We start from the raw sequence: 15124 nt of genomic DNA, 5'->3' as shown, positions 1-15124 counted from the left end.
GGCTCCCTGTGGGGCGGAAGAGGTGGAAGGGCCCTGCGCGTTGGAGGGGTCCTGCGGGGAGGGGGTGCTCACAGTCCGAGCTCCTTCAGTACGTCGGCGACGCGCTCGTCCTGCCGGTCCAGGAACGTGCCGAAGGCGTCCCCGGCGAGGAACGCGTCCGTCCAGCCGTTCTCCTCCAGCGACCGGCGCCACTGGGGCGAGGCGTGCAGGGCGGTGACGAGGGCGACGAGCCGGTCTCGTTCGGCGTCGGTCAGTCCGGGCGGCGCGACGATGCCGCGCCAGTTGGTGAACTCGGTGTCGAGGCCGGACTCGCGCAGGGTGGGGGCGTCGAGGCCGGGGACCCGCTTCGCGCCGGTGACGGCGAGGACGCGCAGCTCGCCCGCCCGGATCTGGTCGAGGTACTCGCCGACGCCGGAGACGCCGAAGGCGACCTTGTCGCCGAGGATCGACGCGAGGAGCTCGCCGCCGCCGTCGAAGGGCACGTAGTTGACGGAGCGGGGGGCGATGCCGGCCGCCTGCGCCATGAGCATCGGCGCGAGGTGGTCGGGCCCGCCGGGCGACGAGCCGCCGCCGACGGGCAGCTTGCCGGGGTTCGCCCGCCAGGCGGCCAGGAGGTCGCCGAGCGTCCGGTACGGGGAGTCCTTGGACACCACGACGATGTCCTGCTCCTCGGTGAGCCGGGCGATGGGCGTGGTGTCGGCCAGTCCTCTGGGGGCCTTGTTGGTGTGGACGGCCCCGACCACGCCCAGCCCCATCGACATGGCGATCCGGCCGTTGCCGTGTTCGCCGACGAGGTGGGCGAGGCCGACGGTGCCGCCGGCTCCGGGCAGGTTGAAGACCTCGACGTCACCGGTCAGCCCGGCGTCCTCGGCGTTCCTGGCCGCGGTGCGCGCGGTGATGTCGTAGCCGCCGCCGGGGGTGTTGGGGACCATGAGGCGCAGGCCGGGGATGTGGGTGCCGGTGTCGGGGCCGCTGCCGGGTTCGAGCAGCGGCGGCCCCACGAGCACCAGCAGCGCCGCCCCGAGCAGGGCGAGGGGAGTGCGCAGTCGCACGGGTGCCGCCTTTCGTTCCGGGATGCGGGGGGTGCGCCACATGTTGCCCACGCGTGAACGAGATGTCTCCGTTCCGCAACCAACGGACGTTGTGGTCCTTGTGGTCGCGGCCTAGCGTTCTCCCCGTGACGAGGGTGCTGGTGGTGGACGACGACTTCATGGTCGCCAAGCTGCACGGCCGCTATGTGTCCGCGGTGGACGGCTTCGAGGTCGCCGGGGTGGCGCACAGCGGCGCCGACGCGCTGCGCGCCGCCCGGGAGCTGCGCCCCGACCTGCTGCTGCTGGACGTGTACCTGCCCGACATGGACGGCATCGAGGTGCTGCGGGCGGTACGGGCGGAGGAGGAGCGCGCGGGGCGCGGCTCCGCCCACGCCGACGCGCTGTTCATCACGGCGGCCCGGGACGCGGCCACGGTCCGCTCGGCGCTGCGGGCGGGCGCGCTGCACTACCTGATCAAACCGTTCAGCCAGGCGGCGCTGCGCGAGCAGCTGCTGCACGCCGCGTCGGTCCGCACCCGCCTCGCGGCGCTGGACGAGGCGCGCCAGGAGGACGTCGACCGGATCTTCGGCACTCGTCCGCGGGCCGCCCGGGAGCTGCCGAAGGGGCTGGCCGCGCACACGGCGGACCTGGTGGAGCGCGTCCTGCGCGCGCACCCGGCCGGGCTGTCCGCGTCGGAGTGCGCGGAGGCGGGCTCCCTGTCCCGGGTGAGCGCCCGCCGCTACCTGGAGTACTTCGCGGAGACGGGGCGCGCCGAGGTGGCCCTCCGCTACGGCGGCACGGGCCGCCCGGAGCGCCGGTACCGCCCCGTGGGCTGAGCCGGGCGCCACACGACCGGCGTCTCCCCCGCGGGCGGGCCGGCCCGTGCGGGCGATCTTCCTGAGGGTCTTCTCAACGCCACCTCAAGTGCGCCTTAAGGATCGCCCTCCACCGCACTGATCAGGCGTTTCACCGCTCCGCAGGAGTTAGCGTGCTGCGCGTCGGTGGCTGGTTCACGGCCGTCGGCGCTGCCGGGGGGCCGCGCCGCCGCCCGTCCCGTCCACCGGTCGCCCCGGACCGTCCTCCGGGGCCCCCGTCCGCGCGCCCGCGGCGCCCGCCGTGCCCGGGGCGCGTGCCCCGTTCCCGTACCCGTTCCGTCGAAGGAGAGCCGTTCCCGTGAGTTCCCCGCGTACCGCAGCCGCCGTCCTCACCCTGACCGCGGTGCCGCTGGGCCTGTCCGGGGTGACGGCCGCACCCGCCGCCGCCCACGGGTCGATGACGGACCCGGTCAGCCGGGTCTCGGCCTGCCACGCCGAGGGCCCGGAGAGCCCGGACTCGGCCGCCTGCGCGGCCGCGGTCGCCGCGGGCGGGACGCAGCCGTTCTACGACTGGAACGAGGTCAACATCCCCGACGCGGCCGGCCGGCACCGCGAGATCGTCCCCGACGGGCGGCTGTGCGGCGCCGGGCGGGACAAGTACCGGGGCCTGGACCTGGCGCGCGCCGACTGGCCGGCCAGCCCGATGGCCGCCGGGAAGCACACGTTCCGCTACCGGGCGACGGCCCCGCACCGCGGCTCCATCGCGCTGTACCTCACCAAGGAGGGCTACGACGCGGCCAAGCCCCTGACGTGGGCGGACCTGGAGGCCGAACCGTTCGTGAAGGTCACCGACCCGAAGCTGGTGGACGGTTCGTACGTCTTCGACGGGACGGTCCCGGCCCGGTCCGGCCGCCACCTGGTGTACTCGGTCTGGCAGCGCTCCGACTCCCCGGAGGCGTTCTACACGTGCTCCGACGTGGTGTTCGGCGGCGGCGTGCCGACCGGCCCCACCGCGTCGGCGCCGAGCGAGCGGCGGATCGCGGACGACGCGGCCCGGTCGACCGTCAGCCACGGCGGGCACGGCGGAGACGGTGGGCACGGCGACGGCGGCCACGGGCACGCCGGAGGGGACGGCCACGGCGGCACGCACCCGACGCCGGCGCCGGACGGCGGCACGCGCCCGGCCGGGCAGGCGGAGGCCTCCCCCGTACCGGTCGCCACCGCCTCCCCGGCCGCCGCCGCACCGGGCGCGGCCGGCGGGCCGCACCTCGCCACCACCGGCGGGGACGGTACGGCCGTGTACCTGGCCGCCGGCGGCGCCGTGGCGCTGGGCGCGGGTGCGGTGCTGCTGCTGCGGGCGGCCCGGCGCCGCTCCGCCTGACACCCGCGGCGACGGCGAGGGCCCCGTCCCGGCGCATGCCGGGCCGGGGCCCTCGCCCGTCCGCCAGCCGGAGCCGTCGACGGGGGCCGTCGACTCCGTCAGCCGAGGACCGACGCGCAGGTGGTGGGGGTCGCGCGGGCGGGGTCGAGCGCGTTGGCGACCTCGTGGAACGCGACCCGGTCGACCAGCGCTATCGCCAGGTGCTCGGAGAGGTCGACGGGGCAGAGGTCCTGGAGGAGGACGTTGCGGACGCCGGGCCCGTCGAGGAACTGCGAGCGGTACGGGGTGACGACCTGGTCGTACCGGGTGGCGATGACGGTGTAGCGGACCCCGGGGACGGTGTCGCCGCCCTCGTTGAGCCGCCGCAGGAAGGGGGAGCCGGCGATCTGGTCGGCGAGGGCGGGGGTCTTCTCGTTCAGCAGGTCGGCGGCGCCCGGGAAGTACGGCAGGAGCGCGGTGAGGCCGAGCAGGGTGGTGCCGTGGTTGTCGGGGGCGAGGCCGACCAGGGCGTTCACCTCGGCGGCGCCGCCGAGGAACTTCAGGTAGTGACGGGGCATCATGCCGCCCTGGGAGTGGCCGACCAGGTCGACCTCGGGCGCGCCCGTCGCGTCGAGGACGCGGTCGACGAAGGCGTCGAGCTGCTCGGCGGACTCGGCGACGGGGCCGAGGCCGTGGAAGAAGGGGACGCCGGGCAGCTGCCCGTAGTCGAGGGAGAAGACGCAGTAGCCGCGCCGCACCAGGTAGGGGGCGAGGCCGAGCCAGTTGTCGACGGAGTTGCCTAACGTCCCGTGGACGAGGACGACGGGGCGCGGGTGGGCGGTGGAGGGCTCGCAGGCGTAGTCGTTCCAGCCCCTGTCGGTGGCGGCGGGGGCGGCGGCCTGGGCCGCGCCGGCCGGGGCGAGGACGGCGGCGGCGGTGAGGAGGAGGGCCGCGGTCAGGGCTCTGAGCGCGCGGCGCAGGCGGGCGGGGGCGTGCGGGGGCAGCATCGGGTGGTCTCCTGGCGGCTGGAGGGGAAGGGCGGCGGCGGTACGCCCCGGCGGCCCGGACCACTGGCGGGGATGGCGCGGCGTGGGGGCCGCGCCGAGGTCAAGTTACGTACGGGTAGCGGCAGGAGGGAAGTTGCGTGTCGGTAAAACTTGCCCGGACTCCGCCGCCGCCCGGTAAGGGAGCCCGGCCGCCCGGCCGCCCGGCCGCCCGGCCGCTCGGCCGCCCGGTCAGCCGGTCGGGGTCAGTCGGTCGGTCGGGGCCGGTCGGGGTCGGACGGTCGGGGTCAGCCGATCGTCGGTCGGTCGGTCGGTCGGTCGGTCGGTCGGCGGGACGCTAGGCCGCGAGCGAGCCGGGGATGATCGCGTCGGGGCCGAACCGGGCCCTCGCGCGGTCCGCCACGGCCTCCAGCCGCCGGGCCTTGTCGTCGGCCGGGTCCAGGGAGAGCTGGTGCGCGGCCCGTTCCGCGGGGGCGAGGCCCTCGGCGCGCAGGGTGACGCCGCGCACCCTGGCCCGCTGGAGGGCCAGCCCGTCGTGGAGGGCGTACGCGACGGAGGTGAGCTCCGCGGAGTGCGCGGTCGGCTCGCGCAGGGTGCGTTCGCGGGTGGTGGTGGAGCGGTCGGCGTACCGCACGGTGAGGGTGAGCGCGCGGCACACCCGGCCCTCGGCCCGCATCCGGGCGCCCAGCTCCTGGGCGGCGGAGAGCAGGGCCCTGCGCTGCCGGTCGCGGTCGAGCTCGTCGTGCGGGAAGGAGCGTTCGGCGGCGGCGGAGCGGGCCGCGGCGTTCGGGACGACCCGGGTGCGGTCGACGCCCCGTGCCCGCTCCCACAGTTCGCGCCCCGCCCGCGCGCCGACGATCCGCTGGACCACGGCGAGCGGGGCGGCGGCCACCCGGCCGGCCGTGTCGAGCCCGTACGAGCGCAGGGTGCGGGCGGTCGCCGGGCCGACCCCGTCCAGGGCGGCCGCGGGCAGGTCGCGCAGGAAGGCGGCCGGGTCGTCGACGACCAGGGTGGTGCCGGGCGCGGCCCGGCGCGCGGCCGTGCGGGCGGTGCGGGGGCCGGGACCGGCGCCGATGGCGCACTCCACGCCGTACAGGGCGAGAGCCCGGACCCGGATGACGGCGGCGAGCTCGGCGGGGCCGCGGCCGAAGTACCGTACGGCGCCGCCCAGGTCGGCGAGGGCGGCGTCGGGCGGTTCGGCCTGGACGAGGGGGGTGAACCCGCCGAGCAGGGCGAGGAGTTCGGGCAGCAGCGCCTCGTCCGCCGGCGCGAGAGCGAACCGTACGCACAGGACCGTCCCGGTCATCCCGCGCTCCCCTGGCTCTGGTGCCACAGCTTGCGGCCGGGCGCCGCCACGCCCTCGCCCGCGGGGCGCAGGTCGGCCCATGGGTTCATCACGTAGCCGTTGGCCATCGTGATCCGGCGGCCGGTGCCGGCCGGGGCGGTGGACGGGTCGGGGCCGGCGGGGCCGGACGGGTCCGGGGCGCCGGCGGGCGGCTCGGCCAGGCGGGCGGCGACCGCGTCCAGGCCGCCCTCGCGGCGCAGTTCGACGAGTTCGGCGAGGTTCCAGGCGGCCGAGCCGACCACGCTGAAGCTGCGCGGGCCGCGGCGCTGGACGGTGCCGCGGACGAGCAGCAGCCAGGAGTGGAAGACCGTGTGGGCGCACCGCTCGTGGCTGTCGTCGAAGAAGGCGAGGTCGACCAGGCCGGTGCCGTCGTCGAGGGTGGTGAAGACCACCCGCTTGCCGGAGCGGATGGGCGGGGTCTGGGTGGCCGCCTTGGCGCCGGCGACCAGGACGGTCCGGCCGTGCGGGACGGTGTGCAGCCGCTGGGCGGTGACGACGCCGAGCTCCTCCAGGAAGGTCCGGTGGTCGGTCATCAGGTTGCGGGAGGCGTCCATGGAGAGGACGCCCAGCTCGGCGCTGAGCCGTTCGGCGTCGGTCAGGTCGGGCAGCCCGACGGGGGCGGACCTGCGGCCGCCGGCGAGCGGGAGCTGTTCGCCGTACGAGCCGCCGCCCCGCTGGGCGCGGTGGAGCTCGGCGAGGTGCAGCAGCAGGTCGCGGCGGTTGGCGCCGAACGCGTCGAGCCCGCCGACCTGCGCGAGCCGTTCGGCGACGGGGCGGCTGGGCCGGGCGCGCTCCCAGAAGTCGAGCAGGGAGGCGTACGGCCGGCCGGCCTCGATGCGCGCGGCCTCCGCCTCGCTGATGCCGTGGACGTCGAGCAGCGCGAGCCGCACCCCCCATGTACCGGGCGCGCCGGACGTACCGGACACGCGCCCCGCCCCCGAACCGGACACCAGTTCGATACGGTGGGCGACGCCGGACGCGTTCACGTCCAGCGGCAGGACCGGCACCCCCTGCCGCCGCGCGTCGGCCAGCAGCAGCCGCTTGGGGTACATCCCCGGGTCGTGGGTGAGCAGCCCGGCGTAGAAGGCCGCCGGGTGGTGGGCCTTGAGCCACGCCGACTGGTAGGTCGGCACGGCGAAGGCCACCGCGTGCGCCTTGCAGAAGCCGTAGCTGCCGAACGCCTCGACGATCCCCCAGGTGCGCGTGACGACGTCCGCCCCGTACCCGCGCTCCTTGGCCCTGCGCTCGAACCAGACCCTGATGCGGGCCTGCGACTCGGGGTCGGAGAGGCCGCGGCGCACCGCGTCCGCCTCGTCCAGGCCGCAGCCGGTCATGATGTCGAGGATCTTGATGATCTGCTCGTGGAAGACGACCACCCCGTACGTCTCCTCCAGCGCCTCCGCCAGGTCGGGGTGCGGGTAGCGCACCGGGGCCCTGCCGTGCCGGGCCTCGATGAAGGGGCGGACCATGTCGGCCGCGACCGGTCCCGGCCGGAACAGCGAGATGTCGACGACCAGGTCGTGGAAGGTCGCGGGCTGGAGCCGGCCGATCAGGTCGCGCTGGCCCGGCGACTCGATCTGGAAGCAGCCGAGCGTCTCGGCGGACCGGATGAGCCGGTACGTCGCGGGGTCGCCCGGCCTCACCTGCTCCGGGTCGTCGAGGTCCACCTCCTCGCCGGTGGTGCGGGCGATCTCGGCGACCGCGTGCGCCATCGCCGACTGCATCCGCACGCCGAGCACGTCGAGCTTGAGCAGGCCGAGCTCCTCCACGTCGTCCTTGTCGAACTGCGACATCGGGAAGCCCTCGCCGCTGGTCGGCACCACCGGGGTGCGGGAGAGCAGCGAGGCGTCGGAGAGCAGCACCCCGCACGGGTGCATGGCGACGCCGCGCGGCAGCGCGTCCAGCGCCTCGACCAGCTCCCACAGCCGCCCGTACCGGTCCCGTTCGCCGGCCAGCCGGCGCAGCTCGGGCAGTTCGTCCAGGGCGGCGCGGGCGTCGCGGGCGCGGATGTGCGGGAAGGACTTGGCGATCCGGTCGATGTCGGCCGGGTCCATGGACAGGGCGGCGCCGACGTCGCGCACGGCGTGGCGGACGCGGTAGGTCTCGGGCATGGCGACGGCGGCGACCCGCTCGGGGCCGAAGCGGTCGAGGATCGCCCGGTAGACCTCCAGTCGGCGGGCGGACTCCACGTCGACGTCGATGTCGGGCAGCGCGGGCCGCCGCGTCGACAGGAACCGCTCCATCAGCAGGTCCTGCTCGATCGGGTCGGCGTGGGCGATGCCGAGCAGGTGGTTGACGAGGGACCCGGCGCCGGAGCCGCGCGCGGCGACCCGGATGCCCATGTCCCGCACGTCGTCGACGACCTGGGCGACGGTGAGGAAGTACGTGGCGAAGCCGAGCCGTTCGACGGTGCGCAGCTCGTCGTCGAGGCGGGCCCAGTACTCCCGCTTCCGGTCGTGGCCGCGCAGCACCATGCCGGCGGCGCAGCGGGAGCGCAGCACCCGGTCCGCGGTGCGGTGGGCGGCGCCGACCAGGCGGGGTTCGGGGAAGTGGACGGTGCCGATGCCGAGGTCCTCCTCCGGGTCGACCACGCACTCCTGCGCCGTCTCCTCGGTCAGGACGAGCAGCCGGTGCGCCGTGTCGCGGCGCAGCCCGGCGGCCTCGGCGACGCGTTCGGCGACGGCGGCCATGGCGGCGGGGTCCTTGAGCCAGCGCTCACCGCCGTCCAGGCCCCTGCGCGGGTCGACGGGGACGAGTCGGCGCGCGGCGTCGAGGACGTCGGCGACGGGGCCCTGCCCCGGGTCGGCGTACCGCACGGCGTTGCTGAGCACGGGCCGCACGCCCTGCTCGGCGGCGAGCCCCAGGGTGCGGGCGGCCTGCCGGAGCGAGCCGGGGCCGGTGCCGGGGCGGCCGTGGTGCACGACCTCCAGGCGCAGGGCGTCGCCGTACGCCTCGCGCCAGGGGCCGAGGAGCCGGGCGGCCCGGTCGGGGCGGCCCGCGGAGAGGGCCCGGCCGACGTCGGAGTCGGGTCCGAGCAGGACGGTCAGGTCGTCGCCGTGGTTGTCGGCCCAGGGCAGCAGTACCGGGGCGCCGGTCGCCCGGGCCGCCGGGCCGCCGGCCGCCGCGTGGGCGGCGGTGACCAGCCGGCACAGGGCGGCCCAGCCGCGCCGGGAGCGCGCCAGGAAGAGGGCGCGGGGCGCGGACTCGTCGACGAAGGCGCCCCCGCGCACGGGGGTGCGGCGCCGTTCGGTGGCCGACCCGGGGACGGGGCGCTCGGCGAGGGCGAGGTCCACGCCGAAGAGCGGGCGCACACCCTCGTCGGCGCAGGCCCGGGCGAACCGCACGGCCCCGGCGACGGTGTCGCGGTCGGTGAGGGCGACGGCGTCCATGCCGCGCTCGGCGGCGCGGGCGGCCAGCCGCTCCGGGTGGGAGGCCCCGTACCGCAGGGAGAAGCCGGAGACGGTGTGCAGGTGCGTGAACCGCGGCATCCGCACCTCCTGGATCGTTCCGGACCTCACCACCCCCCTGAGCACCACCATAAACCACGTTCGAACGAATGTACGACTCCGTTCGCGCGGGATCCGCCCTCCTCCCCCGGGCGGCCGGAGAAGGACCGCCCCTCAGCCATTCAGCCCCGCCCCACCTGCGGGAACACCGGCCACGGCGGAGCGTGGGCCACATGACGTTCGCCTCCGAGGTGCGCAGCGCCGTCACCCCCAGGGCCGCCCTGCTGGTCGTCGGCGTGCTCGCGCTGCAGCTGCTGTTCATCGCCTCCTACGTGGGCGCCCTGCACGATCCGAAGCCCTCGGACGTCCCCTTCGGGGTGGTCGCGCCGGGCGCCGCCGCCGAGCGGACGGCCGACCGCCTGGGCACGCTGCCCGGCGGCCCGCTCGACCCGCGGGTGCTCCCCGACGAGGCCGAGGCCCGGCGGCAGATCCGGGAGCGGGAGATCGACGGGGCGCTCGTCGTCGACCCGGCGGGCCGCACCGACACCCTGCTCGTCGCCTCCGGCGGCGGCACGGTCCTCGCCAGCGCCCTGGAGCGGATCGCCACCGAGGTCGAGCGGCCCCAGCAGCGCACCGTCCGGACGGTGGACGTCGCCCCGGCCTCCCCCGACGACTTCGACGGCCTCTCCGCGTTCTACCTCGTCGTGGGGTGGTGCGTGGGCGGCTACCTGCTCGCGTCGATCCTGGCGATCAGCGCGGGCTCCCGGCCGGCCAACACCCTCCGCGCGGTCATCCGGCTCGCCGTGCTGGCGCTCTCCGCGATCCTCGGCGGCCTGGGCGGCGCGATCATCGTCGGCCCGGTCCTCGGCGCGCTGCCCGGCAGCGTCGCCGCCCTGTGGGGGCTGGGCGCGCTGGTCGTCTTCGCCGTCGGCGCGATCACCCTCGCCCTCCAGGCGCTCACCGGCATCGTCGGCATCGGACTGGCCGTCCTGCTGATCGTCATCGCCGGCAACCCCAGTGCGGGCGGCGCCTTCCCGAGTCCCATGCTCCCCGACTTCTGGCGGGCCATCGGACCCGCCCTGCCCCCGGGCGCGGGCACCTGGGCCGCGCGGTCCGTCGCGTACTTCCAGGGCAACGCCGTCTCCGGCGCCCTCCAGGTCCTGTCGATCTGGGCGGTCCTCGGCACGGTGGTCACCCTCGTCGTCTCGTCGCTGCGCCGCGACGCCGACACCCCGGACGAGCCGGTCGGCACCTGACCCGGGGCGGCCCCGCCGGGCCGCACGCACGAGCCCCCCGGCCCGGAGACCGGGCCGGGGGGCTTCCCCGCTTCCTGGAGGCGTCAGCCGATCCGCGCGCCGTACCGGGCGAGCGCCTCGGTGACGGGCTGGAAGAAGGTCGTACCGCCGGCCCTGCAGTCCCCGCTGCCGCCGGAGGTCAGGCCCACCGCCGCGTCACCGGAGAAGAGGGAGCCGCCGCTGTCGCCGGGCTCGGCGCAGACCGTGGTCTGGATGAGCCCCTCGACGACCTGCCCGTTGCCGTAGTTGACGGTGGCGTCCAGGCCGGTGACCTCGCCCTCGTGCACCTGCGTCGTGGAACCGCTGCGGGTCACCTTCATGCCGACCGTCGCCTCGGCGGCTCGGCTGATCTGCTGGGAGCCGCCGTCGTACAGGTTGACGGCGCTCGGGCTCTCCACCTCGCGGTCGTACTTGACCAGCGCGAAGTCGTCGCCGGGGAACTGCGAGTCGACCATGGTGCCGACCGCCTCGCCGCCCTGCCGGTCGGACCACGCGGAGCCGGCGTCCCCGCAGTGGCCGGCGGTGAGGAAGTGCGCCTGGCCGTCCTTGACGACGTTGAAGCCGAGGGAGCAGCGGCCGCCGCCGGTGTGGATGGCGTCGCCGCCGGCGACGAACGGCGTGAAGGTGCCGGCCGACCGCTTCAGCTCCGCCTTGGAGCCGAGCCCCTTCACGACCTGGGTGAGCTTCTCCCAGGAGGCGCCCTTGACGGTGCGGTCGGCGGTGACGACGACCTTGTTGGTCACCGGGTCGACGGCCCAGGAGGTGCCGGGGATGGTCGCCCGGTCCTTCAGGGCCTTCCGGGCGCCCTTGAGTTCGGCGAGGGAGTGCTCGACCATCCGCGCCTCGCCGCCCGCCTCGCGGACGGTCTCGGCCGCGGCCTCGTCGACGACGTTCACCACGAGGGTGCGGGAGTCGGCGTCGTAGTACGCGCCCCCGGCGTCCGTCTCGCCGAGCCGGGAACCGAGGGTGGAGGCGAGGCTTCCGGCCGCCTGGACGGACAGGACCCTCGCCTCGAACTGCTGTACATCATCGCTGGCGTTCGCAGTCTGGAAGGTGACCGCGGCGCCCAGCAGAGCCACCACGGCTCCACCGGCGATGGCCGCACGCCTCTGGGGTATGCGTCGGTGCTTCAACATCGACCTCCTGTGGGGGCCGTGCCCGGCGCGTGGGGTGCCTGGCACGGAGGATGGGCCGCCAACTATTCCGAGGCCGACAGCCCGCACACAAGGTCGACTTCCGGACGCGCACACGACCCCCACAGCACGTCCGCCGACCCCCGGGCTACCCCGGGTCACCACTGGTCGGTTCCGACTGCGAACACCGCGAGCAACCACCGGATGGACAGGACGTGAGGACTAGTCCTGTCTTGATCTTCCGGGGTTTCAGCCACGGCTTTCGAGGAATGGGCCGCAGATGTTGCGGTCAAGGCGGCCCGTGGCGGGCGGAGTTGGCGTGACGGGCGGTGGGGGCGGCAGAGTGCGTCCGCCTCCCCGGTGCGCGCATGCGCGGGGCCCCCGCCCGGCGATCCGGACGGGGGCCCCGCGGCGCGCCGGCGCGCGGGCGCCGGCGGAGGTCATACGGCGTCAGCAGCCGTCGCACGGACAGCAGCAGTCACAGCCGCAGTCGGGGCAGTCGCAGTTCCGGCAGCAGCCCTCGCGCTTCTTGCGGGACCACGGGCCCTCGTACTCCTTGGCGCAGCAGATCCGGCAGGTGCAGAAGAGGCCGACGAAGACGGCGCAGCCCGCCAGCAGGCCGCGCGGCGGCTTGGGCCGCGGTGTCCCGCCGCCACCGAGGCCCCCCGGCCCGCCCGGGCCGCCGAAGCCCCCGCCCCCGTGCCCACCGTGTCCCCCGCCGAAGCCCCCGTGCCCGCCCGGCTGCCCGCCGCCGTACGGGTTCCCGCCGCCGTGCGGGCCACCGACGCCGTACGGGGCACCGACCCCGTACGGGCCGCCCTGCCCGGCCGGGTCCTGCTGGCCGTACGGGCCCTGGTGCCCGTCGTACGGCGCCCCCGGCGCGCCGGGGGCGCCGTACGCCTGGTGCGAGCAGCTCGTCGTGGCGAAGGCCCGGTCCACCGAGCGGCGCAGCTCGTGGGCGAGGAGCCGGTGCAGCAGCCGGTCGTCGACGAACTGCGCGTCCCGCAGCGCGAGGCGCACGCCGTGCGCCGCGTCGTCGGCGAGGCGCCGCGCCTCGGCGAGGGAGGTGCCGGTCGCGGTGAGGGGGTTCCAGGCGCCCGCCGCCGCGTCGGCCTCCCGGTCCTCCACGGCGTCCAGCAGGTGGGCGAGCCGGCCGAAGAGGCGGCCGGCCTCCGCGAGGGGGGCGGCGTTGCCGGGCCTGCCGGCCAGGACGGCGGTGTGGGCGAACGCCGCCGCGGTGGCCGTCTCGGTCGGCTCGGTCACGGCCAGGAGGGGCGTGCCGGGCCCGGCCAGCGCCTCGACGCCGGCCTGCCGGTCCACGGCGTCCACCAGGACCGCCGTGTCGAAGCCGAGCTCCCGTCCCGTCCGGGCGCCCGCCGCGTCCCAGCGGTGCGCCATCCGGCGGGCGGCCGCGGCGACGGGGCGGCGGGCCAGCAGCCCGTCGCGGTCGGCGACGTGGTCGCGGACCTTCGCCGAGGCCAGCACCAGCGAGACCGCGGCGGCGAGACGGGCCCCCTCGCCGCGGGCGACGGGCGCGGTGCGCATGGCGCGCAGCGGGCAGGGCCCGGCGGTGCGGCGGGCCCCGGCGACGCGCTCGGTCTGAGCCTCCGTCAACACCGAGACGATGAGTCCGTCGTAGTTCGTGGCGACGCGGGCGAGCTGCCCGTGGTCCGCCCGCAGTGCGAGGCAGAGGCCGCACAGATGGGCCATCCACTCGGCCCGGAGGCCCTCCGTGAGCCGGTGCGAACATGGCCTGACTATTCCGAACATCGATCCCCCGTGTCTGTTCTCGTGCGCGCGGGGCATGGTATCGGCGTCGGCGGTTCACCCGTACGCCCGGCGACTCACCCGACCGGTATGAATTTCATATGTGAGGTACGAGAACCCCGATACGCAGCAACAACCCTGACGAATCGCCACAACTTCTGCACCAGTACCGTCACGAAACACTCGCGCGGCGACTGTCCACTTGGCGCGCGATCCGCATCATGGACGACCATAGGGGTGCGGAACCACACGTGACCGCGTTGAAAGGAGGCGTCCATGGGATCGGTGCGCAAGGCGAGTGCCTGGCTGGGACTCGTCGAGGACAACGACGAGCGCTACTACGACGACGAGTACGCCGAGCCGGCCGAGAACGGCGACGCCTGGGTGACCGACCCCCGGGTCCGGGTCGCCTCCGAGAGCGCCCGGGAGGAGGGCCGCCGGATCGCCACGGTCTCCCCGGACGGCTTCGGCGACGCCCGGGCGATCGGTGAGCTGTTCCGCGACGGCGTACCGGTCATCATGAACCTCACCTCCATGGAGCCCGACGACGCCAAGCGCGTCGTCGACTTCGCGGCCGGCCTGACCTTCGGCCTGCGCGGCTCCATCGAGCGGGTGGCCACCCGGGTCTTCCTCCTGACGCCCGCGGACACGCAGATCGTCACCGGGGAGCCCGGGGGCCGCACCGAGGACGGCTTCTTCAACCAGAGCTGACGGCGGGACCGCTCACCGGAAGGCGTCGAGCCCGGTGAGCGCCTTGCCCAGCACCAGCTGGTGCATCTCGCTGGTGCCCTCGTAGGTGAGCACCGACTCCAGGTTCGTGGCGTGCCGCATCACGGGGTACTCCAGGGAGATCCCGTTCGCCCCGAGGATCGTCCGCGCCGTGCGGCAGATCCCGATCGCCTCCCGCACGTTGTTCAGCTTGCCGAGGCTGACCTGCTCGGGGCGCAGGACCCCCGCGTCCATCCGGCGCCCCAGGTGGTGGGCGAGCAGGATGCCCTTGTGCAGTTCCACCGCCATGTCGGCGAGCTTCGCCTGGGTGAGCTGGAAGCCGCCGATGGGCCGTCCGAACTGCTCGCGCGTCCGCGCGTACTCCAGCGCCGCCTCGAACGAGGCGCGCGCCGCCCCCATGGCGCCCCACACGATGCCGTACCGGGCGTGCGACAGGCAGCTCAGCGGGCCCTTGAGCCCCCTCACGCCCGGCAGGACCGCGTCGGCGGGCAGCCGCACACCGTCCATGACCAGCTCACTGGTCACACTGGCGCGCAGCGACCACTTGTGCCTGATCTCGGGCGCCGAGAAACCGGGGCTGTCCGTCGGCACGGCGAAGCCGCGCACGCCGTCGTCCGTCCGCGCCCACACGACGGCGACCCCGGCGACCGAGCCGTTGGTGATCCACATCTTGCGGCCGCTGAGGACCCAGTCGGAGCCGTCCCGCTTCGCGTACGTCCGCATCCCGGCCGGGTCGGAGCCGTGGTCGGGCTCGGTCAGGCCGAAGCAGCCGATCGTCTCCCCCGCCGCCATCGACGGCAGCCAGCGCTGCTTCTGCTCCTCCGAGCCGTACGCGTGGATCGCGTACATGGCGAGCGACCCCTGCACGGAGACGAGGGAGCGGATGCCGGAGTCGGCGGCCTCCAGCTCCAGGCAGGCCAGCCCGTACTGCACGGCGCTCGCCCCGGCGCAGCCGTGGCCCTCCAGCGTCATGCCGAGCGCGCCGAGCCCGCCCAGCTCGCGCGCGAGTTCGCGGATGACGGGCAGCTCGCCCTTCTCGTACCACTCGGCGACGTACGGCAGCACCCGGTCCGCCGCCCAGCCGCGTACGGTGTCGCGGACGGCGAGGTCCTCGGGTCCGAGCAGGTCGTCGACGCCGAGCGGGTCGGCGGGGTCGAACGGCGGGAGCTTCGAGGGTGCGGGCATACGGGCCTCCGACG

At 75.6% G+C, this 15124-nt stretch carries 11 protein-coding genes; 4 read left to right on the top strand and 7 right to left on the bottom strand.

From position 1 onward, the window contains the following. Positions 1-68: 68 nt before the first annotated feature. Positions 69-1052 carry a tripartite tricarboxylate transporter substrate binding protein gene (locus tag LPA54_RS25905; RefSeq protein ID WP_228981970.1) on the bottom strand — a complete coding sequence of 328 codons (984 nt, stop codon included), beginning with the start codon at positions 1050-1052 and terminating at the stop codon, positions 69-71. 125 nt (positions 1053-1177) lie between these two features. Here LPA54_RS25905 and LPA54_RS25900 point away from each other — a divergent pair, with 125 nt between their 5' ends. Both LPA54_RS25900 and LPA54_RS25895 read left to right on the top strand, forming a co-directional pair. Then, positions 1178-1867 (top strand): response regulator, encoded by a 690-nt coding sequence (locus LPA54_RS25900; protein WP_228981967.1) that lies wholly within the window; start codon positions 1178-1180, stop codon positions 1865-1867. 337 nt (positions 1868-2204) lie between these two features. Further along, positions 2205-3227, top strand: coding sequence for a lytic polysaccharide monooxygenase (locus tag LPA54_RS25895; protein ID WP_228981965.1), 1023 nt, complete (start codon positions 2205-2207; stop codon positions 3225-3227). A 98-nt stretch (positions 3228-3325) separates the two neighbouring features. On the opposite strand, the gene LPA54_RS25890 is transcribed toward LPA54_RS25895, so the two are convergent. The 3 genes from LPA54_RS25890 to LPA54_RS25880 all read right to left on the bottom strand — a co-directional run bounded on the left by LPA54_RS25890 (position 3326) and on the right by LPA54_RS25880 (position 9043). Then, entirely contained in the window at positions 3326-4213 is an 888-nt protein-coding gene (locus LPA54_RS25890; protein WP_228981963.1) for a triacylglycerol lipase, read from the bottom strand. A gap of 334 nt (positions 4214-4547) precedes the next feature. Beyond that, positions 4548-5516 (bottom strand): hypothetical protein, encoded by a 969-nt coding sequence (locus LPA54_RS25885; protein WP_228981961.1) that lies wholly within the window; start codon positions 5514-5516, stop codon positions 4548-4550. Then, positions 5513-9043, bottom strand: a complete 3531-nt coding sequence (locus LPA54_RS25880; protein ID WP_228981959.1) for a DNA polymerase III subunit alpha — start codon at positions 9041-9043, stop codon at positions 5513-5515. Before LPA54_RS25880 ends, LPA54_RS25885 begins: the two co-directional genes overlap by 4 nt. A gap of 191 nt (positions 9044-9234) precedes the next feature. On the opposite strand from LPA54_RS25880, the gene LPA54_RS25875 reads away from it, so the two are divergent. Then, positions 9235-10257 (top strand): DUF3533 domain-containing protein, encoded by a 1023-nt coding sequence (locus LPA54_RS25875; RefSeq protein ID WP_228981957.1) that lies wholly within the window; start codon positions 9235-9237, stop codon positions 10255-10257. An 83-nt stretch (positions 10258-10340) separates the two neighbouring features. Here the strand turns inward: LPA54_RS25875 and LPA54_RS25870 are convergent, their stop codons facing one another. Together LPA54_RS25870 and LPA54_RS25865 are read right to left on the bottom strand one after the other, a co-directional pair. Beyond that, entirely contained in the window at positions 10341-11429 is a 1089-nt protein-coding gene (locus LPA54_RS25870) for a S1 family peptidase (protein ID WP_228982004.1), read from the bottom strand. Between the two features lie 450 nt (positions 11430-11879). After that, on the bottom strand, positions 11880-13199 hold the full coding sequence (locus LPA54_RS25865) for a DUF5685 family protein (RefSeq protein WP_228981955.1): 1320 nt from the start codon (positions 13197-13199) through the stop codon (positions 11880-11882). Between the two features lie 273 nt (positions 13200-13472). Between LPA54_RS25865 and LPA54_RS25860 the strand changes: the two genes are divergently transcribed. Next, positions 13473-13907: a cell division protein SepF gene (locus LPA54_RS25860; RefSeq protein WP_228981951.1), complete on the top strand. Its 435-nt coding sequence runs from the start codon at positions 13473-13475 to the stop codon at positions 13905-13907. 12 nt (positions 13908-13919) lie between these two features. On the opposite strand, the gene LPA54_RS25855 is transcribed toward LPA54_RS25860, so the two are convergent. Beyond that, on the bottom strand, positions 13920-15110 hold the full coding sequence (locus LPA54_RS25855) for an acyl-CoA dehydrogenase family protein (RefSeq protein WP_228981948.1): 1191 nt from the start codon (positions 15108-15110) through the stop codon (positions 13920-13922). Positions 15111-15124 lie beyond the last annotated feature (14 nt).

The sequence above is a fragment of the Streptomyces sp. DH12 genome (assembly GCF_020873895.1).
Taxonomy (GTDB): domain Bacteria; phylum Actinomycetota; class Actinomycetes; order Streptomycetales; family Streptomycetaceae; genus Streptomyces.
Note: the sequence above shows the minus strand (reverse complement) of the source record. Positions and strands in the feature narration are given on the sequence as shown.

Bases quoted from the DNA above. Each gene is read 5' to 3' on its own strand.
- LPA54_RS25890 (WP_228981963.1), bottom strand. From the start codon at position 4,213: ATGCTGCCCCCGCACGCCCCCGCCCGCCTGCGCCGCGCGCTCAGAGCC.
- LPA54_RS25885 (WP_228981961.1), bottom strand. From the start codon at position 5,516: ATGACCGGGACGGTCCTGTGCGTACGGTTCGCTCTCGCGCCGGCGGAC.
- LPA54_RS25880 (WP_228981959.1), bottom strand. From the start codon at position 9,043: ATGCCGCGGTTCACGCACCTGCACACCGTCTCCGGCTTCTCCCTGCGG.
- LPA54_RS25875 (WP_228981957.1), top strand. From the start codon at position 9,235: ATGACGTTCGCCTCCGAGGTGCGCAGCGCCGTCACCCCCAGGGCCGCC.
- LPA54_RS25865 (WP_228981955.1), bottom strand. From the start codon at position 13,199: ATGTTCGGAATAGTCAGGCCATGTTCGCACCGGCTCACGGAGGGCCTC.
- LPA54_RS25860 (WP_228981951.1), top strand. From the start codon at position 13,473: ATGGGATCGGTGCGCAAGGCGAGTGCCTGGCTGGGACTCGTCGAGGAC.
- LPA54_RS25855 (WP_228981948.1), bottom strand. From the start codon at position 15,110: ATGCCCGCACCCTCGAAGCTCCCGCCGTTCGACCCCGCCGACCCGCTC.